Raw genomic sequence first — 19,120 nt, forward strand, 5'->3', positions numbered from 1 at the left:
TTTTACCATAAATAGAGGGATTAAAACAGTGAGAACAAAATTAGGATTTATACTCAATGAAAATCAAAAAGCAAACTAGGAAGTTAGCCGCAGGTTGCTCAAAACACTGTTTTGAGATTGTGGATAGAACTGACGAAGTCAGCTCAAAACACTGTTTTGAGGTTGCAGATAGAACTGACGAAGTCAGTAACATCTATACGGTAAGGCGACGCTGACGTGGTTTGAAGAGATTTTCGAAGAGTATTAGATATCATTTTTGAGATTAAGAATCGTCAAAAGAATAGCTAGCAAGGAAAGACCAACAAATAGCATCCAAGTCAACTGTATATTCCATACAGCTATAAGTGAAAAACAAGCTGTTCCCACAGGTATGGATAAGGTGAACAATAAACCTAAAAAATTACTGGTACGAGCTAGAACTTCTGGAGCTAGATTTTTCAGGAGCATGGCACTAATCTTTGGTTGAACTTTACCAGACACATACAGAGTTGAACAGAGAAATAGTAAACCAAGCACGACTTGATTGAATAAATTAGCTAGACCAACTAAACTGAGTCCTACGGTCACCCACATCATCAATCTAGGCAAGGACTGCTTCCCAAAATAATCATTGCCCGTAAGGCTACTGATGATGATTGCTAACAAAGCACAGAATTGACTGATAAATAATGCCTCTGTATAAGAAAAATTCAAGAGAGAATGGCTCAAAAAGAAGATATTATAAATTCCACCCAAAGCGCCACCCAAGGCATTGATAAGCAAGACAGCAAAGAGCATAAAACCAAAGTTTTTCTGTCCACTTTTAAGAAAAACGAGACGTAAATTTCGATAAATCGTTAGAAATTGGTCTTTGATAGGAAGCTTCTCATTTTTTAGTGATTCACCATCAGCAGATGAAATTGACAGGCTCAATTTGCTTTTCCCTAAAAAGAGAATAAAGGCTGATACGAGGAAAAAACAGGCATTGATTCCCGCAACGAGGGAAAAATTGTTGACCGATAGACCTAAGAGCCAGACTCCAAAAGCTTGACCACCAATAGCTGAAATATAGGTGATGAACTGAGAAAAAGAGTAAGCTTCCATCAAATCATCTTCAGCTACTTTTTCCTTAATGAGAGGCATGCGCAAGCCACCTGCAAAATCACTGATGACATCACTAATGACATTGATTAAACACAAACTAGAAAAGGCAAAGAGACTAGCTTGCTGAACAACTAGGGCTGCCAGAAAAAATAAGATCGCCTGAAATAAACCGCTATAGACCATCCATTTGACCTTGTCCCTCGTGTAATCTGCCCGAATCCCTACAAAAACTGTAAAGAGAGTCGGAAGAATCATGACAATATTCGCCATAGCAACAGCAAAAGAGGCTTGTGGCAAGGTCGATGCATAAACGATAAATACCAGGTTAAAAATTGAAGCACCAAAAGCATTGAAGAAGCGTGACAAAGTCAAGAGTCGATAAGCTTGATTTCTAAACAATAGTTTCATAGATAATCTACCTTCTTGTTCAAATACTCAATGAAAATCAAAGAGCAAACTAGGAAGCTAGCCGAAGGCTGTACTTGAGTACGGCAAGGTGAAGCTGACGTGGTTTGAAGAGATTTTCGAAGAGTATAAGTTTTATGTGAAGTATGACTATAGTATAGCACTTAGAAATTTTAGAGGAAAAACTTTTGAATATATGCAACAAATAAAATGAGCAAAAAGAAACGATAAAACTACTTTACTGACCTGAGAGAGCCCAACAGTTCTATCGCTTCAAATTTCAAATTTTTTTCTTAGTTTGCAGATATTCAAGAATCGAGAGTTTTTCTATAGTATTCGGCAGATTTATTACAACCAAGCATCTCAAAAATACGGACAGCATCCTCCATCTTTTTCTGGCCTTCCTTGACTCTACCTTGCTTGCTATCAAGGAGACCTTCCGCCCACAAATAGACAATTCGGAAATAGGTCTCATTTTCCTTGTAGAAATGCTCTTCGATAACACGTTTAAAATAAGAGGCATTGGTAAATTCTTCACACTCAATGCTGGCTAAAAAACCATTCAATAGTATAGTGTGAAAAAGGTTTCGATTACCAGACATTTCCATTAGAAAATCAGATTTTCGTACCATCTCTCTAACATACCTAGTGAAAAGAGAAACAGATAGAAATGGTGAACTGACTGAAAATAAATTGAGTTCATAGATTCCCCAGATCTCGGTAGAAAACAGATAGTCATGAAGGACTTTCCCCTCCTCTGCCGTTAACTCTACCCTTTCGTCCATGCTCTTCATATAAGACTTTATAAGAATGGCATTTAGAATATGTTTCTGTTTGTTTTGAGAATGGGCATGCTTTTGATACTCCCTGCGATACAAGTCCTCAAGAGGTGCTATATTCTTTGGATCCAAGACATCTATGATTTCTTTTCTCAACTCAGAATCTGTATCATACTGAAAACCTCTCGCCAGAAAGAGGATTTCCTCTACACTGGCAGATATATTTTCTAAGGCAAATAAAAACTTTTCCACCGAAAGCTCACTCTGACCAGTTTCAAATCGGGACAACATAGACGGCGAAAATTGTCCCCCAGTTGCTTGTCTCAGCGAGATATTTCTTGACTCTCGTAATTGTCTAAAGACTTTTCCAATCTGCTCCATAGACTTCCCCTTGATTCCGTATTTTCTTCATTTTATCATATTTTTCAGAAAATTCATCAAAAACTTGCCAAATTGTCAGAATTATGAGAAAATAGAGGATATTTATCACGTGGAGGGACTGTAATGAGAGACGATATCAAAATCAATGACCGTGCTTTGGCCTTGCAAGACCAAATTATCGAAAAACTAGAGAAGGTTTTTGATACAGATGTGGAATTGGATGTTTACAATCTAGGGTTGATTTATGAAATCAATCTGGACGAAACAGGTCTCTGCAAGATTGTCATGACCTTCACCGACACTGCCTGTGATTGTGCCGAAAGCCTGCCTATCGAAATCGTGGCAGGTCTGAAACAAATCGAGGGTATCGAAGATGTCAAGGTTGAAGTTACCTGGTCGCCTGCCTGGAAGATTACACGAATCAGTCGCTACGGCCGCATTGCCCTTGGACTGCCACCTCGTTAAGCAGGTAAATTACTTTTGAAGATGAAAAAAAGCAAGCCGAGATTGGCTTGCTTTTTGAGTTTATTTTTTACCTGACTTGTCCATATTCCAGAAGTCTGTCACGGCTCCGCGAGAAGCAGATGATACGATATGGGCATATTTACCGAGGACACCACGGCTGTAAAGTGGTGGCAAGGTTGTTTCTGCCTTGCGTTTTTCAAGTTCTTCTTCGGATACGGCCATGGAAATTTCTTTGGTATCTTGGTCAACCGTAACGATATCGCCTGTACGAAGGTAGGCAATCGGTCCACCATCCTGAGCTTCAGGAGCGATATGTCCTACAACCAGACCATAAGTACCACCAGAGAAACGTCCATCCGTCAAGAGGGCAACCTTGTCTCCCTGACCTTTACCGACAATCATTGATGAAAGTGAGAGCATCTCAGGCATACCAGGACCACCCTTAGGCCCAACAAAACGAACAACGACTACATCGCCATCAACGATTTCATCTGTCAGAACGGCCTGAATAGCATCTTCTTCTGAATCAAATACCTTAGCTGGACCAACGTGACGACGCACTTTCACACCTGATACCTTGGCAACCGCACCGTCTGGTGCAAGGTTCCCGTTCAAGATGATAAGCGGACCGTCCGCACGTTTAGGATTTTCAAGTGGCATGATAACTTTTTGACCTGGTGTGAGGTCTGCAAAATCAGCCAAGTTCTCAGCAACAGTCTTACCAGTACATGTAATGCGGTCTCCATGAAGGAAACCATTTGCCAAGAGGTATCTCATAACCGCAGGCACACCACCGACTTCGTAGAGGTCTTGGAAGACATACTGACCAGATGGTTTCAAGTCAGCCAAGTGAGGCACACGCTCTTGGATAGTATTAAAGTCCTCAAGTGACAAGTCAACATTGGCAGCATGGGCAATGGCAAGCAAGTGAAGAGTGGCATTTGTAGAACCACCGAGAGCCATAGTTACAGTAATGGCATCTTCAAAGGCTTCACGAGTCAAGATGTCTGATGGCTTGAGACCAAGCTCCAACATCTTAACAACAGCACGTCCTGCTGCTTCGATGTCTTCTTTCTTATCAGCTGATTCAGCTGGATGAGATGAAGAACCTGGCAAACTCATACCCAAAACTTCGATAGCAGTCGCCATGGTATTAGCAGTATACATACCACCACAGCCACCAGGGCCAGGGCAGGCATTACATTCAAGACGTTTCACGTCCTCAGCTGTCATGTCACCGTGGTTCCATTTTCCGATCCCTTCAAAGACAGAAACCAAGTCGATATCTTTACCATCAAGATTTCCCGGTGCAATCGTTCCACCATAGGCGAAAATAGCTGGGATATCCATATTAGCAATAGCAATCATAGATCCAGGCATGTTCTTGTCACAGCCACCGATAGCGACGAAGGCATCCACGTTGTGACCACTCATAGCCGCCTCGATGGAGTCCGCGATGATGTCACGAGATGTTAGAGAGAAACGCATACCAGGCGTTCCCATAGCAATCCCGTCCGCTACGGTGATAGTTCCAAACTGCACAGGCCAAGCACCTGCTGATTTTACACCTTCTTTGGCTAATTTCCCAAAATCATGCAAGTGGATATTACATGGCGTATTTTCCGCCCAAGTCGAAATCACTCCCACAATCGGTGTTTCAAAGTCCTTATCTGTCATACCAGTCGCACGAAGCATAGCACGGTTTGGTGATTTTACCATACTGTCATAAATGCTACTGCGGTGACGTTTATCTAATTCAGTCATTTGTTCCCTCCCATTTCAGTTTTTACTATTATAGCACATTTTAAAAGCAATGAACAGAAGAAAATTCTTGAATTTTCAGAAAATTCTATATACATATGAAATATTTAAAACTAAAAACAACAAAGCGGATTAGGGCACTTTCTGATGACCAGAATATGCTTTTTAATCCGCTTTCTTTAAATAACGTACTGTAATTGTTACAAAAATTCTTTCAGAACAGTGTATTTAACATCTATCTTGCATTATAAATTTCTAGAACCTTCTCTTTTATATTCGATTCACTCAAACCATATTCATTAAGAAGATAATCCATTTTCCCTACTTGACCGAATCTTTCTTGAACACCCATCCGATGAATTTTTGTTATTCCATCATCAGAGAATAATTCACATAAAGCACTGCCAATTCCACCTATCTGATTGTGGTTTTCTACAGTAAATATAGTTTTTCCACTTAACATTGTTTTTATCTGTTCTGCTATCGGTTTGATTCTAAATAAATCTATCACACCTACTGAATAACCTAATTTAGACAGTTCATCTGCAACTCGAATACTTGGAGCAACCATTATACCAGAAGCAACGATTACAACATCTTCACCATGTCTTAACTCAATGTAGCCTTTAGAAAAATCTTCTCCACCTTGATATACAGCCTCTGGAGCTTTTCTAATTGTTCGAATATATTTCAGTCCTTTTAAGTCTAATGTCTGGTTCAATATTTCACGAAATTGGATATCATCAGTTGCTTCAAAAATGATCGATTTAGGAATTAAACGTAACAATCCAATTTCTTCAAATGGCATATGTGTACCACCATTCATTTCTGCAGTTACTCCTGCATCTGATCCAATCACAGTGGCATCCAATTGTGCGTATCCAAGAGAAATAAATAATTGATCAAATACTCTTCGTGAAGCAAAAGGACCAAATGTATGAAGATAGGGTCTAAACCCCTGAATAGATAAACCTGCTGCAAGCCCGACCATTTCTGCTTCCATAATCCCAACATTCACATAACGGTCTCCGAAGTCCTTTTCAAGATTATTAGTAGCCATCGAACTTGACAAATCGGCTTCTAAGACTACTATATCAGAATAACTTTGATTAGCCTCTAAAAGGAAGTCTCTATATACATGCCGTAATTCTTTCGTACTTCTCATCATTCTGTTTCCTCCAATTCCTGACTTAATCTTTCTACAACTGAAGTTAACATTTGTTTCTCCTCTACAGTAGGGCGAAGATGATGATTGGATTTCATTTCTTCCAGCTCTTGAACCCCTTGACCTTTAATAGTATCTAATACAATGCACTTAGGGGATGAATTATTTGACTGTTTTAATTGGACAATCCTTTCATAAATTTCTCTAATATCTGAACCCTTGACCCTAATGGATTCAAATCCAAATGCTGAAAATTTTTCTACGAAATCACCTGGATTACAAATATCCTTTGTAAAACCATCTAATTGTTTTTTGTTATCGTCTACAAATACAATTAAGTTGGATAACTGTTGATGAGAAGCAAACTGTATAGCCTCCCAACATTGTCCCTCATTTAACTCACCATCTCCAACAATAGCATAGGTATAAAAGGGACTTTTTCTTATTCTCTGACCATATGCAAGTCCGGTTGCAACACTAATTCCCTGTCCTAAAGAGCCAGTTGTCATATCTATGCCCGGCGTTAGATTTCTATCAGGATGAGACGGTAATTTGGTTCCATTTGTATTTAAAGAATATAAGAATTCTTTGTCAAAGAAACCATTCAAATAGAGTGTACTGTATAGAGCTGGTCCTCCGTGACCTTTTGATAATATGAAATAATCTCTATCTCGTGCTGCAAATATTTCTGGAGTCATTGGCATTATTTCACCATAAAGCACTGCTAGAACTTCTACGATAGACAGACTTCCTCCGTAATGTCCGAATCCAAGATGATTCAAGGTTTCAAGAGTATTTAATCGGATTTTTGTTGCAAATTTTCTTAACTCATCTTCTCTATTTTTACTTAAAATCATCCCTTATTCCTCCTTTACAGATGGCTTTTTAATAAAGGATACTCCAAACATAACTGCTAAAATAAGAACAAGACCAATCACAATGCCTGCTTGTGAGCCAAATTGATTTAACATTCCTAAAACAATTCCTGATAGACCAAAATCTGCATCTGAGAAAGTTGATCCTTGGAAACCAAGTCCTCCCAAAACTGGCATTAAAAAGACTGGAAGAAAACTAATTAAAATACCTTGTAAAAATGCTCCAATAGTAGCTCCACGAACACCACCAGATGCATTCCCAATAACACCTGCAGTCGCTCCACAGAAGAAATGAGGCACAACACCTGGTAAGATAACAACCGTTCCTGAAGCAATCATAATTGCCATACTTACTAAACCACCAATAAAACTAGAGATAAATCCAATTAGAACTGCATTGGGTGCATAAGTATAAACAATCGGACAATCCAAAGCAGGTTTTGAATTAGGTACAAGACGCTCTGAAATACCTTTAAAGGCTGGAACAATTTCACCCAAAATAAGGCGAACACCTGCTAAAATAACAAATACCCCTGCTGCAAATTGACCTGCTAATTGTAAAGCATAAACTAGACCACTTGTACCACTACTAATTTCTTTTTCTATATATTCTGACCCTGCAAAGATAGCTACAATAATGTAAATAACTGCCATAGATAAAGTGATACTAACAGTACTATCACGTAAAAAAGCTAAACTCTTTGGAAATTTAATGTCCTCTGTTGATTTTGATTTGTCACCGATAAGGCTACCAGTAAAACCACTCAACCAATATCCCAAAGAACTGAAATGACCTAAAGCCACCTTGTCATTTCCAGTTAATTGAACCATATATTTTTGCACAAATGCTGGGGAAATACTCATAATAATACCGAGTGCTAATCCTCCTAGTAAGATGAGAGGCAAGCTAGTAAAGCCAGCAACTGATAAAATGACCGCAATCATACACGCCATATATAGAGTGTGGTGCCCTGTTAAAAAGATATATTTAAATCGAGTAAAACGAGCAATTAAGATATTGAACACCATGCCTGCAAACATAATCATTGCAGTAGCTGATCCATATGTTGTTAAAGCTACAGCTACAATTGCTTCATTATTCGGCACAACGCCAGATAAATGAAAAGCATGCTCAAACATGGTACCAAATGGATTTAAAGAATTTTGTACGATTCCTGCACCACCAGATACAACTAAGAAACCAACAAAGGTCTTAATTCCACCTTTAATAATATCAGGTAATTTCTTCTTCTGAAGAACTAATCCTAAGATTGCAATTAAAGCTACTAAAATAGCTGGTGTACTAACAATATCCAATATGAACTTCATCATGACGCTAGCCTCCTATATAAGTCCTTTTTCTTCACAAAGTTTCGTAATTAATTCTCGTAGTTCATCCATATCAATAATACTATTTAAGATACGAACATCTCCAAGATGACTAGCTGAATCAGCTAGATCACGACCAACAATCCAAATATCCGCTGCATTTGGATCTGCTCCACCTAAATCATAGTGTTCAACTTCTACATCCGAAACATTCAAATCACTCAATACAGATTCAATATTCATCTGTACCATAAAACTTGAACCTAATCCTGAACCACAAGCTGTACCAATTTTTAACATTATCTAATCCTCCTGTTTAATTATCATTTTAATGTCATCATAGTTTTTTGATGAAATTAAAGCTTGAACATGATTTTTATCTCTTAAAATTGTTGTTAAATGTGACAAAGCCTTTAAATGACTCTCATTATCAATGGCTGCAATACAAATTAACAATCTTACCTCCTGTTCTGGATTATCCAATAAATAAATCGGTTCTTCCAAAACTAACATTGACATTCCTATTTCATTCACACCTTCATCTGGCCGAGCGTGAGGAATTGCTACTCCCTTCCCTAAATTAATAAAAGGCCCAAACTCTTCTACTTTTTGAATCATTGCCTCAGGGTAGTTCTCAGTTATCTTATCTTGATCCAAAAGCGGTTTAGCTGCTAAACGAATCGCCTCCTTCCATCCTAATTTTTGCGAACTAACCTGATAGGTTTCTTTGGTAATAAGTTGTTCTAGCACTGGTACAATTTCCTTTCTATCATTTTTTTGATAAAGATAATTCTTTAACGCCAATCTTAATTCCAATTCTTGTGTAATAATTCCATATCTTTTGACAATATTCAGGATTTGTTCAATCTCAAAATCCCCATACTCTAAATTCGGAAAATCTTTTAACACTAGTTCTACTAGTTGTATTGCTTGCTCTTCAGTCATCATAACCGAAACTAGATAATTTGGCTTTTCTGTCTCCACCTTTATGGTAGAAAAAACCATATCATAGTCACTACTAGCTTTCACCTGTAAATCATCAATCTTTGAGGTTCCTATAAACTCAATTTGAGGAAATAATGCTAATAGATTTTCTTTTAACATCAATGAAGAACTAACACCATTAGGACAAATGATTGCTGCTTTATACCATTTTTGAGGCAAAGTATCTGCTTTCTTTAAATAACCTCCGAAATGGATAACAAAATATGCTGTTTCACTATCAGGTATGGGTTTGTCAATAGCGTCCATCAAGGGAGTCAAAGAATCTTTTACTAGTTCAAATAAATCAGGATAATGTTCTTTAACATGCAATACATATTCATTTGAACTAGGTAGGCCGAACTTTAATCTATAGTAAGCCGGTATAAGGTGGCGGCGAAGATTTTCTCTCAATCCTTCCCTTTGTTTAAAATGTAACAAAGAAATATCTTCCATTCTACTTATAATAGCCTCTGTTAGTTGATTAAAGTAAACCGGAGCAACATCTACTTCACCTTCAAAGCAACTTGATAATAAAACGGTGATATAGCGATAATCATCCTCAGAAAACACCGTATCTATAATCCCCAAATCAACCACTGTATCCAATAAAATAGTGGTTATATCTTGAATAACAGGAGATACTAATGTCTCTGAAAGACATACTCTTTCAACATCCCTTTGATACCTACACAGAATGAATACTAAACCGAAAAGGCAAACTTTTAATTGATTTACAATAGGTACTAGCTGTAGCTTCTCATAATAATCTTTAACTACCTGATTTATCAAATCATAAGTTAATGAATACCCCCAACTGGATAAAACATAATCCAAACCCCAAATCCCTATGGAGGATTCCAGCAACTCACTAACCATTTGAAAAGCTAAGCGGTGCTTATTCCACTCTGAACCGTGTAAAGTATAACCTTTTGCTCTACTGTACCCTAGCTCCAAATCATTATCTAACATAATCTTTCTTAATGATTGAATATCAGATAAGGTTGTATTCTTACTTACTTTCAAAAAGTCTTGGTAATGATTATTTGATATAAAATCTAATCGGCAAAAAGTGTAAAGATAGATTAAAGCTAAGCGAGTCGACTTTGGTAAAACCAATTCATCCGACTTAATAATATCTGTCAAAGATTGCTTCGTACGATTTGATAAACTATAGCGACCTTGCTTTTTATCCAGCACTATCCCTTTATTAGCTAGATAAGGCACTAAATAATCTATTCCTTCTTTGACTTCCTTTATAGGTAAGCTCACCTTAACAGATAACTCATATAACGATAGCTCACAATGATCCATCAAAGTCATCAAAATAACTAGTGCTCTATAATCAAACATTTCTCTTCCTTTCTAACTACAATTATAGTGTAAAAGTTATAAGAATAAAAGAGTATTTGAGCACAATATAATCTCACCTTTTAAAAGAAATTATTGGGCTGAAAGTTTTTAGTAATTATTTTTCTACTTTTTTTCACGTTATAAATTAAAGCGATATCATTTAGATATCAATTAATAGGAATGGTTGAAATGGCACTAGAACGGCTCAATGAAGGGGAATTGGTAGAGCTTGACGAAGAACGAAAAGCTGCCATGGTTTCAAATCTCCTAGTCGTTCTCTGTGGCAATCATGATGCACAACCAATTGTCAACACAGGAAGTCTTTACTAAAGATGGCTGAAGCTAAAAAAAGCAGATCCCCCTTCGACTCTCAACAAAGTTATACGCTGCACTCGCATCATGGGCAGAAGACGACTTTCGTTCAGTCAATGGGCAAATCGAATATCTCCTCACAGAATGTGTCAAACAACGGAAGAAAGACGGAAAATACGTATCAGAAACCATTGACGAACCATTTGAGATTGATATTTAACATTTTCTCCTGTCTGCTAGGACTGACAGGAGAATTTTTTCATCTTTTTTTGTCAAGTAACTTTACTTTACAAAAAAAATGTGTTATCCTAGTATGGTTGATGAAAATCAGTAGATTGAATCGAATATAAATACCTAAAGGAGAAATCAAAATGGCAGTACCTGCACGTCGCACTTCAAAAGCGAAGAAAAACAAACGTCGTACACACTACAAAGTAACAGCTCCATCTGTAAACTTTGACGAAACTACTGGAGATTACTCACGTTCTCACCGTGTATCACTTAAAGGATACTACAAAGGACGTAAAATCGCTAAAGCTGCATCAGCTGAATAATAGAAGGGAGATACCATGCGCGTAAATATTACACTTGAACACAAAGAATCTGGTGAACGCTTGTACCTTACTTCTAAAAACAAACGTAACACTCCAGACCGTCTTCAATTGAAGAAATACTCACCAAAACTTCGCAAACACGTTGTGTTTACCGAAGTTAAGTAAGCATTCAATACGAATCAATACAGAAGAAAAACGCTGATTCAAGCGTTTTTTCTTTTTGTTAATTTCAGTACATTGCAATGAGAATCATTCGAATGACTACATTATTGATAATATTTGTTAAGCCATCAAAAGTAATTAACATTTCATAACGAGTAATCCTATTTAAACTCGTCTCACTATCTATTTTTTCTTATCTATGTGCTATAATGAAATAAAACAAACATTTACATTCCGTTTTTAGCATCTCATTAAAATTGTTCAACATTAATCCTTTCAATCTATACTTAATGAAGATACACACTTTTAATCAAACTTAAACTCTAAAAATATTTACATTACTATTTTAAAAAATATCATAAAATCAAAGATTTAAATTGACAATCCAGTTTACTTTTTTACTTGATTTTCATATACTTGTCAATATACCTTAGAAATATAATTCAAGTACAGGTTATAGTCACTCACTACATTGACTTTCTATAATAAAAATATTGAGAAAAAATTTTAATAGGAATTATAAACATGAATAATACATTTAAAAACATACCTAAACCCTATTTACCAGAAAAACTTCCATTTGACTATACTTCAATATATACAGATCCACAAATAATTAGATTAGTTTCTAAAGCAGGTATAGCTATTGGAACCTATGAAGGATTTTTAGCATCTATTATCAATCCAATGCTACTAATTTCACCATTGCTCAGCCAAGAAGCCGTCCTTTCCTCAAAACTTGAAGGTACTCATGCAACTCTAGAAGACCTACTAAATTACGAAGCAGGTAATAAGGTCGATATAGAACGTGATGAACTACATGAAATTATTAATTATCGAAAAGCACTTTTTTACGCTCTCGAAAATATTACTACAATTAATGACAATAGCTCTAGAGGATTACCATTATCTAATAGAATAATAAAAGAGATGCATAAAATTCTATTGGATAACGTTAGAGGAAGCAGCAAGAATCCAGGAAATTTTAAAAGAACTCAAAATTACATTGGAAGTAGAGCAACTATCTCTTACACACCAGTTCCGCCAGAACAAACTACGGAGTATATGTCCAATTTAGAACAATATATGCATCATGATGATTTAGACTTATTAGTTCAATCAGCTATTGTACATGCTCAATTTGAAATGATTCATCCATTCGAAGATGGTAATGGTCGAATAGGAAGATTGTTAATCCCACTGTTTCTTTACTACCAAGAATTGCTATCTTATCCTACATTTTACATGAGTTCATATTTTGAAAGTGATCGATCACTATATATCTCTCATTTATCAAACATCTCTAAAAATAATAACTGGAAAGATTGGTTTAAATACTATTTGGAAGGAGTAATTTTCTCAGCAGAAGAGAGTACAAAAAAGGCACAGGATATCTTAAATCTTTATAATAAGATGAAAGAAGAAATAATACCAAAATTGAATTCTGTCTCTGGTATTCAACTTCTTGATTTCATTTTCTCTTCTCCAATTTTTAAAGCAAAACAAGTCAGCAAACACCTCAGTATCTCTGAACGTACGGTATATACATTATTAAATAAATTAATTGATGAAGAATTTCTTTCAACAGACTCTGCTCAAAGAAATCGTACTTACTTTTGTCCACACCTGCTAAGAATAGTTCAATAATTTTATATTGAAGTTCATCTTCATTTTGCTTCACTTCTACTTTCTTTCGTGAAGTAAAAATGGGATTTACTTCATTAAAAAAAGATTAGGTGAAGCAAATCCCATTTTTACTTCACGAAAATAATACACACTTTACTTATTTTGTTTTAGTAAAATAACATCACTTCTCAAAAAGTTAGTCATTATCTTTATGTTAAGGATTAAATTCTGTATTTGATAGGACTGAATCCTTTTAGTTTAGTTTTAATTCGATTTTTACTTAAATAATCAATAACAAAAATGACAATAGATTTTCTACTGTCATTTTATTTTTCTAAATTTTTAGCAGAGTATTCTCACAAGTCTCTAAATCTCTTTCAACTTTTCAAGATAGGCGGTTAATTCTGCTTGGGCTTCTGGTGTTGTCCCTACTAGCTGGCTGCGCATGTGTGCGAGTCTGGCTTCTACCTCTCCAATCTCTTTATCAATCTCTGCGAGCTGGTCTGCGAGGTCGGCTAGGGGAACAACGGGTTCTTCCTCAAAGGTATCGACATAGCGTGGAATGTTGAGGTTGTAGTCATTTTCTACAATCTCTTCAAAGCTGGCTAGATGGGCAAACTTCTCGACATTCTCGCGTTTTTGATAGGTCTCCAAAATCTTGGCAATATGGTCTTCGGTCATATTGTTTTGATTTTTCCCTTTTTCAAACTCTTTTGAGGCGTCGATAAAGAAGACATCCTTATTGGTGCGATTCTTTTTAAGGATAATAATGGTTGTCGGGATAGAGGTGTTGTAGAAGATGTTTGCCGGCAAGCCGATAACTGTATCAATAGCGCCTTCTTCTAGCAGGTGCTGGCGAATCTTTTGCTCGGCTGCTCCTCGGAAGAGGACTCCGTGAGGAAGGACAATAGCCATGACACCATTATGCTTGAGATGGTAAAAACCGTGAAGGAGGAAGGCAAAATCTGCTTTGGACTTAGGTGCCAGAACTCCATAACTTGAAAAGCGAGGATCTTGCAAGAATCCACTATCTGCTGACCACTTCAGCGAGTAGGGTGGGTTCATCAAAACTCCATCAAAGTCTGTCGGCTCGGTAGTCGGCCAATCTTCGTCTAGGGTGTCGTGATTGCTGAGGTGATAGTTCTCAATCGCAACTCCATGAAGCATCATATTCATACGAGCAAGGTTGAAGGTCGAAGTAATCAATTCTTGACCGTAGTAAGAAATCGTCGAAGCTTCCTTACTATAGCGCTTGGCATTAAGCAAGAGGGAACCAGAACCCATGGTCGGGTCGTAAACCGACATGCCCTTTTGATGCTCCCGCCCTGCAAAGACAATCTGAGTCATGAGGTGAGAGACTGCTTGAGGTGTATAGAACTCACCAGATTTTTTCCCAGAATCACTGGCAAATTGGCCTATCAAGTACTCATAAGCATCACCCAAAATATCACCAGCATGACCAGAGACATTGAGGTCGTTGAGCTGTTTCATAACCTCAGAGATAGTCTTGTTTTGCTTTTGTGGGGTGTTTCCTAGCTTTTTCGCATAGAGGTCAATATCTTCGAAAAGATTTTCAAATTTTTCATTGGCCTGCTCGATATCACGGAAACTTTGGGCTAGAGATTCTAGCTGGAAGGTGCCTTCATGGATAGACTGAACCAGCTTGGTAAAGGTTAGAGAAGGCTCAATCACATAGCCCAACTCGTCATTTAGAACCTCGATGAGGTCTTCACGGACATCTGCATCCGCAAAGTTTTCCTCATAGAGAAGCTGCGCTTGCTGGAAGGACTCAAAGGTCTCGTCCAAGTTATCGCAGACGGCTTGGAGGATGTTGTCGGATAGATATTTGTAGAAAATCAAGCCCAAGAGGTAGGACTTGTATTCATTGGCTTCCATCTGGCCACGCAGGATATCTGCCGCATTCCAGAGGGATTGGTAGAGTTCTCTTGATAAATCTGTTTGTGACATAGGGTCTCCTATCAATTTCTACTTTCATTCGTTTAGTGTAGCTTTTTGAGGTCTTGGTATCTTATGAATTGAACACGACCTAAAAACTGGGTAAAAAAGATAAACTGTCTGGTCTTCATCGAAGACTGCGCCAGTTTCCTATTTTTACTGGGCTTTTTACGGTCTTGGTATCTTAGATAAACATTTTTCTGAGTAGGGTTTGTTTGCTTTCTTTGAGCTGGTTGACTTTTTCCTCTTGCTTGGAAATAGCCTTATCTAGGTCTTGGAAGAAAGAACCGATGGCTTCTTGTTCAGCACTACTAATAGGAACAATTAACTCTGTATCAAAAAAATCTTGAGGTGAAATATTTAAAAGACCATGATTTCTAGCTCCCTCTGACGCTCTCATTGACACCTCCTTATGCCAATTGGAGCTAGCATAGTATACAGCCAAAAAATCAGAATCTATAAACTTAGGTTTAAAAACTATATACAACGGAGACAGTACTCCCTTTTCATAATTATCCAATCTTTTAACAGCGCCCCACGGATACTCTGAGGAATAAGATTTATTATAAGCAAATTCTCCTCTTTTTAATAAATAATATCCGCTGACATCCTTGCTGGCAACCTTTTTGTTAAAGAAAGTTTCTTGATCAATAAGTCCATACTGAGCTGAAATGGTTAAAGGTAATGTTGATTCTAAATGCTTATTTTTCCTTGTAATTCTTTCCGTTACTTCCCCCAACTTCACTTCCTTCCAGTCATCTTCAAATCCTGCGAAGCGAAGGGCGGGTTTGGTTTGTCCTTTGGTTGGGAAGAGGAGTTTGAGGTAGGTTTTCTTCTGCTCTTTGAGTACCTCTAACTTACGCTGTTGAAGGCTAATGAGCTGGTCAATATCTTGGAAGAAAGAACCGATGGCAGTTTGTTCGGGGAGGGAGGGGAGGAAATATCTGTCTCTAAAATATTCTTATTGTATAATCTTTTTATTGTAGTTCCTTCAATTCCTGACCAAGATACAATCTCATAAAATGCTTTCAGAAACTTGTTATTAATTTTACCATGGTGATTCAACCAAACAATATTTGAATCTTGGTAGTAAGCTTCATCTCCATCGTACTCAACAACACGGCCAATACTTCCTGAAGCAGATAACAATAAATCTCCTCTTTGAGGGTAAGCAAATTTTGCTTTATATTCTTCAAATTTTTCTCTAGTTATATAAGTATCGGCTTCCCCTCCAAAAGTACCAATTTTGAAAAAAGGAATTTCAAACTCCGCAGAAGTTTCCTCTTTGAAAATTCTCCTACACATTTCAACTGATCCAATATCCCCTAACTTCTTCTCAGCCCAAGGTTCGGCATATCCCGAAAAGCGATAACTTGGTTGTTTTGTCATATTGCTCCTCCAACTATTTCATCTTTATTTGTATCTATAAATTGCAATTGATAAGCTTTATGAGCACCCCATGCCTTAAGTATTTTCTTAATAGTATATTCATTCTTCTTATCAAACCTGTCTACATAAATGCTCACATCCGGTGCCTGTTTAAAAATTTCCTTAAAGTACGGAGCGTCTACTCCATTCTCATCCCGAATACCAAAACCAATGAAATAGATTTCTTTGATAGAGCTTAAATTTTTGAAAAAGGATTCGTGCTTTCTAAGTTGCTGACGTACTGGTTTTCTATTAGCAGCAGACAATCTGTACATAGCCTGAGATAAAACGTCCGCTCCTTCTGGTATGACTATCGAATCTTCTCCATGACCAAATATGATAACTCCATCATTCAAATCACCATGAATGGGAATGATGTTAGAAGATGGAATGCCATAAAAATCCTCTAGAGTACAAGTATAATTGAAATTCAAAAATCTTGCATCTCTATTAGTTAAAATCGTTTCTTTTACAATCGGGAAATGAGAGGTAAACTTTCTCATGCTTAATTGACTTTCCCATTGTTCATAGGTTTCTTTAATCCATTGTTTAAATAACTTGTTCAATTGATAATGAACATATTGACTGAGTTTATCCGCTACCTTTTCAGCATGTTCTTTTCTAGACTCAGTATCCTCTTTGCCATCGTTCGTTACATGGGGAGGAGTGCTAGCGTTCATAAAAGGGAAGCAGACTAGTTTTTCTTCAAAATCCCCCCAGAACCTTTCTATATCTGTAATATGTAAAAGAATTTGATAAAGTAATTTCAACTTTTCCTGACTATCAGTACCATTCAATATTTCCATCACTTCTTCAGCATATATTTCACTCTTATATATTCTGTTATCACTGTCTTTTAGAAAATCTTTGATAGAATCAAAATTTTGCAACGACTCTAACAAATCATCTTTCCCATAAGCCTGTTGATAAACAAACTTTTTGAAATATAAGTAATTCGTCTTCAAATCATGTGCTATATCAAAACCATTTCCAATAATAAATAATTTCTCCACTCTATCCCCCTTTCTATTACTCCATTTTCTTATTTCTACACTTTAGATTTTCTTTTTTTGATGTCTATTCTTCAATTTTGCCTATTTTTGCACTTTAGGACGTCCATTTATTATTTCTATTGTTCAATTTTGGCCATTTTTGCACTTTATATAGGCAACTATGCTATCCTATTCTTCAATTTTTCCTATTTTGAAACAATAGATAGGCTTATTTTGTGATATAATGTTAAAAAACGTTGAAATGCGAGGATGACTACATATGAACTATAGAGAACTTAGAAAAATCTACTACAGTCATCGTAACCAATATGAGGAAGAGTATCAACTACGCTTACAGGGATACAGCTCCATTAGGACATCTCTTTATCCTCATTTAATGCAACGCGATACTGTCAAAACAAGTCAATACCCTCTATTTGTTACCCTGCATCTTGGAATTTCCCAACTGATGGAAACTATCTCACAGCAGTCTCAACGAATTAGTGAAATAGCTGATACCCTCCCTAAGATTGCCCACGATCAGTTTTATAAAGAACAGCTCTACCAATCGATTATTTCCACAAATGAAATCGAGGGTATCCATACTACTCGTAAAGAGTTGGTCGATGTGGAAAAACTCCTAGAGGAAGACCCTTATAAGACCGAACAAATCAAACATCTTTCCACCCTGCGAATGTACCAACAAATCCTTAAGGATGAATTTCTCCAAATCCAATCACTTGAAGATATCAGAAGGATTTATGACCAATTAACACAAGGAGAAATCTCGCCAGAAGATCAACTTGATGGAGAGCTTTTTAGGCAGAAATCGGTCTTTATTCAAGACGATAAGACTGGCAAAGTCATCTATATCCCGCCTCAAAAGGAGGAACAGATTCAGGTTATGCTGACAGAGTGGATTCGTTTTATCAACGACCATTCTATCCCAAACCTTATCAAGGCTTGTGCTGGACACTATTTTTTTGAAAATATTCATCCATTCTATGACGGTAACGGTCGGACAGGCCGCTATATCCTTGCCAAGTACTTGTCTAGAAAGCTGGATAAATTCTCGGGTCTGGTTTTGTCCCAACAAATCAATCATCATAAACAAGACTATTATAAGTCTTTTAGGAATACTGGCGATCATCTCAACCGTGCCGATGCTACCTTCTTCGTTGAAACCTTGTTGACTTTTATCAAGGAAGGACAGGAAAATATTATCCAAACCCTCCTTGAAAAACAAGAGCAACTGCATCGCTATAAAGTTAAGATAGAGCAAACAGAAGGGCTGGAAGAAGTCGAGAAATACATCTTGTTTCTCCTCGCTCAGTCCAAGCTCTTTGTCGATGATAAGAGAGATGGCATAGAAGATAGAAGCATCATCCAACTGGCCAATCATCATTACTCTAAGAAAAAGGTCAAGGATGCTTTCTTGCATCTTGAAGAGAGAGGGATTTTGACCCTAATTAGTCGAAAACCTTCCCAACATTATCTTTCTGACCATTTTTAA

At 37.0% G+C, this 19,120-nt stretch carries 20 protein-coding genes; 8 read left to right on the forward strand and 12 right to left on the reverse strand.

The window, feature by feature from the left end:
- The first annotated feature begins 56 nt into the window (after positions 1 to 56).
- Positions 57 to 215, forward strand: a complete 159-nt coding sequence (locus OC529_RS03035; protein WP_262081445.1) for a hypothetical protein — start codon at positions 57 to 59, stop codon at positions 213 to 215.
- Positions 216 to 243: 28 nt separating this feature from the next.
- On the opposite strand, the gene OC529_RS03040 is transcribed toward OC529_RS03035, so the two are convergent.
- Together OC529_RS03040 and rgg are read right to left on the reverse strand one after the other, a co-directional pair.
- Positions 244 to 1,491, reverse strand: a complete 1,248-nt coding sequence (locus OC529_RS03040) for a transporter (RefSeq protein WP_262081446.1) — start codon at positions 1,489 to 1,491, stop codon at positions 244 to 246.
- A 305-nt stretch (positions 1,492 to 1,796) separates the two neighbouring features.
- Positions 1,797 to 2,648: a quorum-sensing system transcriptional regulator Rgg gene (gene rgg, locus OC529_RS03045; RefSeq protein ID WP_262081447.1), complete on the reverse strand. Its 852-nt coding sequence runs from the start codon at positions 2,646 to 2,648 to the stop codon at positions 1,797 to 1,799.
- Between the two features lie 123 nt (positions 2,649 to 2,771).
- Between rgg and OC529_RS03050 the strand changes: the two genes are divergently transcribed.
- Positions 2,772 to 3,113 (forward strand): metal-sulfur cluster assembly factor, encoded by a 342-nt coding sequence (locus OC529_RS03050; protein WP_001204052.1) that lies wholly within the window; start codon positions 2,772 to 2,774, stop codon positions 3,111 to 3,113.
- A 60-nt stretch (positions 3,114 to 3,173) separates the two neighbouring features.
- On the opposite strand, the gene ilvD is transcribed toward OC529_RS03050, so the two are convergent.
- From ilvD to OC529_RS03080, 6 genes are all read right to left on the reverse strand, one after another.
- Positions 3,174 to 4,877 (reverse strand): dihydroxy-acid dehydratase, encoded by a 1,704-nt coding sequence (ilvD, locus tag OC529_RS03055; protein WP_261020425.1) that lies wholly within the window; start codon positions 4,875 to 4,877, stop codon positions 3,174 to 3,176.
- 232 nt (positions 4,878 to 5,109) lie between these two features.
- Positions 5,110 to 6,042 carry a transketolase family protein gene (locus OC529_RS03060; RefSeq protein ID WP_262081448.1) on the reverse strand — a complete coding sequence of 311 codons (933 nt, stop codon included), beginning with the start codon at positions 6,040 to 6,042 and terminating at the stop codon, positions 5,110 to 5,112.
- Positions 6,039 to 6,896 carry a transketolase gene (locus tag OC529_RS03065; RefSeq protein ID WP_262081449.1) on the reverse strand — a complete coding sequence of 286 codons (858 nt, stop codon included), beginning with the start codon at positions 6,894 to 6,896 and terminating at the stop codon, positions 6,039 to 6,041. The genes OC529_RS03060 and OC529_RS03065 overlap by 4 nt, the downstream gene beginning before the upstream one ends.
- A gap of 3 nt (positions 6,897 to 6,899) precedes the next feature.
- Positions 6,900 to 8,246 carry a PTS ascorbate transporter subunit IIC gene (locus OC529_RS03070; protein ID WP_262081450.1) on the reverse strand — a complete coding sequence of 449 codons (1,347 nt, stop codon included), beginning with the start codon at positions 8,244 to 8,246 and terminating at the stop codon, positions 6,900 to 6,902.
- Between the two features lie 12 nt (positions 8,247 to 8,258).
- Positions 8,259 to 8,543 carry a PTS sugar transporter subunit IIB gene (locus OC529_RS03075; protein WP_000912476.1) on the reverse strand — a complete coding sequence of 95 codons (285 nt, stop codon included), beginning with the start codon at positions 8,541 to 8,543 and terminating at the stop codon, positions 8,259 to 8,261.
- A 3-nt stretch (positions 8,544 to 8,546) separates the two neighbouring features.
- Positions 8,547 to 10,577, reverse strand: coding sequence for a BglG family transcription antiterminator (locus OC529_RS03080; protein WP_061761055.1), 2,031 nt, complete (start codon positions 10,575 to 10,577; stop codon positions 8,547 to 8,549).
- Positions 10,578 to 10,766: 189 nt separating this feature from the next.
- On the opposite strand from OC529_RS03080, the gene OC529_RS03085 reads away from it, so the two are divergent.
- The 5 genes from OC529_RS03085 to OC529_RS03105 all read left to right on the forward strand — a co-directional run bounded on the left by OC529_RS03085 (position 10,767) and on the right by OC529_RS03105 (position 13,252).
- Positions 10,767 to 10,907, forward strand: coding sequence for a hypothetical protein (locus OC529_RS03085; protein WP_173277652.1), 141 nt, complete (start codon positions 10,767 to 10,769; stop codon positions 10,905 to 10,907).
- A 25-nt stretch (positions 10,908 to 10,932) separates the two neighbouring features.
- Positions 10,933 to 11,109, forward strand: coding sequence for a PTS ascorbate transporter subunit IIC (locus OC529_RS03090; protein WP_033608448.1), 177 nt, complete (start codon positions 10,933 to 10,935; stop codon positions 11,107 to 11,109).
- A gap of 151 nt (positions 11,110 to 11,260) precedes the next feature.
- Positions 11,261 to 11,443, forward strand: a complete 183-nt coding sequence (gene rpmF / locus OC529_RS03095) for a 50S ribosomal protein L32 (protein WP_000290417.1) — start codon at positions 11,261 to 11,263, stop codon at positions 11,441 to 11,443.
- Positions 11,444 to 11,458: 15 nt separating this feature from the next.
- Entirely contained in the window at positions 11,459 to 11,608 is a 150-nt protein-coding gene (gene rpmG, locus OC529_RS03100; protein WP_001265622.1) for a 50S ribosomal protein L33, read from the forward strand.
- A gap of 522 nt (positions 11,609 to 12,130) precedes the next feature.
- Positions 12,131 to 13,252, forward strand: a complete 1,122-nt coding sequence (locus OC529_RS03105; RefSeq protein WP_262081451.1) for a Fic family protein — start codon at positions 12,131 to 12,133, stop codon at positions 13,250 to 13,252.
- A gap of 345 nt (positions 13,253 to 13,597) precedes the next feature.
- On the opposite strand, the gene OC529_RS03110 is transcribed toward OC529_RS03105, so the two are convergent.
- The 4 genes from OC529_RS03110 to OC529_RS03125 all read right to left on the reverse strand — a co-directional run bounded on the left by OC529_RS03110 (position 13,598) and on the right by OC529_RS03125 (position 17,628).
- Positions 13,598 to 15,199, reverse strand: a complete 1,602-nt coding sequence (locus OC529_RS03110) for a type I restriction-modification system subunit M (RefSeq protein WP_262081452.1) — start codon at positions 15,197 to 15,199, stop codon at positions 13,598 to 13,600.
- 172 nt (positions 15,200 to 15,371) lie between these two features.
- Complete coding sequence (locus OC529_RS03115; protein WP_410096026.1) at positions 15,372 to 15,932, reverse strand: restriction endonuclease subunit S; 561 nt, start codon at positions 15,930 to 15,932, stop codon at positions 15,372 to 15,374.
- Positions 15,933 to 16,039: 107 nt separating this feature from the next.
- Positions 16,040 to 16,576 (reverse strand): restriction endonuclease subunit S, encoded by a 537-nt coding sequence (locus OC529_RS03120; protein WP_262081453.1) that lies wholly within the window; start codon positions 16,574 to 16,576, stop codon positions 16,040 to 16,042.
- Positions 16,573 to 17,628: a bacteriophage abortive infection AbiH family protein gene (locus OC529_RS03125; protein ID WP_262081454.1), complete on the reverse strand. Its 1,056-nt coding sequence runs from the start codon at positions 17,626 to 17,628 to the stop codon at positions 16,573 to 16,575. Before OC529_RS03125 ends, OC529_RS03120 begins: the two co-directional genes overlap by 4 nt.
- Before the next feature lie 259 nt (positions 17,629 to 17,887).
- Here OC529_RS03125 and OC529_RS03130 point away from each other — a divergent pair, with 259 nt between their 5' ends.
- A complete protein-coding gene (locus tag OC529_RS03130; RefSeq protein ID WP_262081455.1) occupies positions 17,888 to 19,120 on the forward strand; it encodes a Fic family protein in 1,233 nt (410 codons plus the stop codon).

The organism is Streptococcus sp. Marseille-Q5855 (assembly GCF_946901985.1).
Classification (GTDB): Bacteria; Bacillota; Bacilli; order Lactobacillales; family Streptococcaceae; genus Streptococcus.

Excerpts from the sequence above, each read along its gene's own strand:
- rpmG (WP_001265622.1), top strand. The coding sequence starts at position 11,459 with ATGCGCGTAAATATTACACTTGAACACAAAGAATCTGGTGAACGCTTG.
- OC529_RS03085 (WP_173277652.1), top strand. The coding sequence starts at position 10,767 with ATGGCACTAGAACGGCTCAATGAAGGGGAATTGGTAGAGCTTGACGAA.
- OC529_RS03075 (WP_000912476.1), bottom strand. The coding sequence starts at position 8,543 with ATGTTAAAAATTGGTACAGCTTGTGGTTCAGGATTAGGTTCAAGTTTT.
- OC529_RS03120 (WP_262081453.1), bottom strand. The coding sequence starts at position 16,576 with ATGACAAAACAACCAAGTTATCGCTTTTCGGGATATGCCGAACCTTGG.
- OC529_RS03110 (WP_262081452.1), bottom strand. The coding sequence starts at position 15,199 with ATGTCACAAACAGATTTATCAAGAGAACTCTACCAATCCCTCTGGAAT.
- OC529_RS03080 (WP_061761055.1), bottom strand. The coding sequence starts at position 10,577 with ATGTTTGATTATAGAGCACTAGTTATTTTGATGACTTTGATGGATCAT.
- OC529_RS03070 (WP_262081450.1), bottom strand. The coding sequence starts at position 8,246 with ATGATGAAGTTCATATTGGATATTGTTAGTACACCAGCTATTTTAGTA.
- OC529_RS03040 (WP_262081446.1), bottom strand. The coding sequence starts at position 1,491 with ATGAAACTATTGTTTAGAAATCAAGCTTATCGACTCTTGACTTTGTCA.
- OC529_RS03050 (WP_001204052.1), top strand. The coding sequence starts at position 2,772 with ATGAGAGACGATATCAAAATCAATGACCGTGCTTTGGCCTTGCAAGAC.
- rpmF (WP_000290417.1), top strand. The coding sequence starts at position 11,261 with ATGGCAGTACCTGCACGTCGCACTTCAAAAGCGAAGAAAAACAAACGT.
- rgg (WP_262081447.1), bottom strand. The coding sequence starts at position 2,648 with ATGGAGCAGATTGGAAAAGTCTTTAGACAATTACGAGAGTCAAGAAAT.
- OC529_RS03130 (WP_262081455.1), top strand. The coding sequence starts at position 17,888 with ATGAACTATAGAGAACTTAGAAAAATCTACTACAGTCATCGTAACCAA.
- OC529_RS03105 (WP_262081451.1), top strand. The coding sequence starts at position 12,131 with ATGAATAATACATTTAAAAACATACCTAAACCCTATTTACCAGAAAAA.
- ilvD (WP_261020425.1), bottom strand. The coding sequence starts at position 4,877 with ATGACTGAATTAGATAAACGTCACCGCAGTAGCATTTATGACAGTATG.
- OC529_RS03060 (WP_262081448.1), bottom strand. The coding sequence starts at position 6,042 with ATGATGAGAAGTACGAAAGAATTACGGCATGTATATAGAGACTTCCTT.
- OC529_RS03065 (WP_262081449.1), bottom strand. The coding sequence starts at position 6,896 with ATGATTTTAAGTAAAAATAGAGAAGATGAGTTAAGAAAATTTGCAACA.
- OC529_RS03035 (WP_262081445.1), top strand. The coding sequence starts at position 57 with ATGAAAATCAAAAAGCAAACTAGGAAGTTAGCCGCAGGTTGCTCAAAA.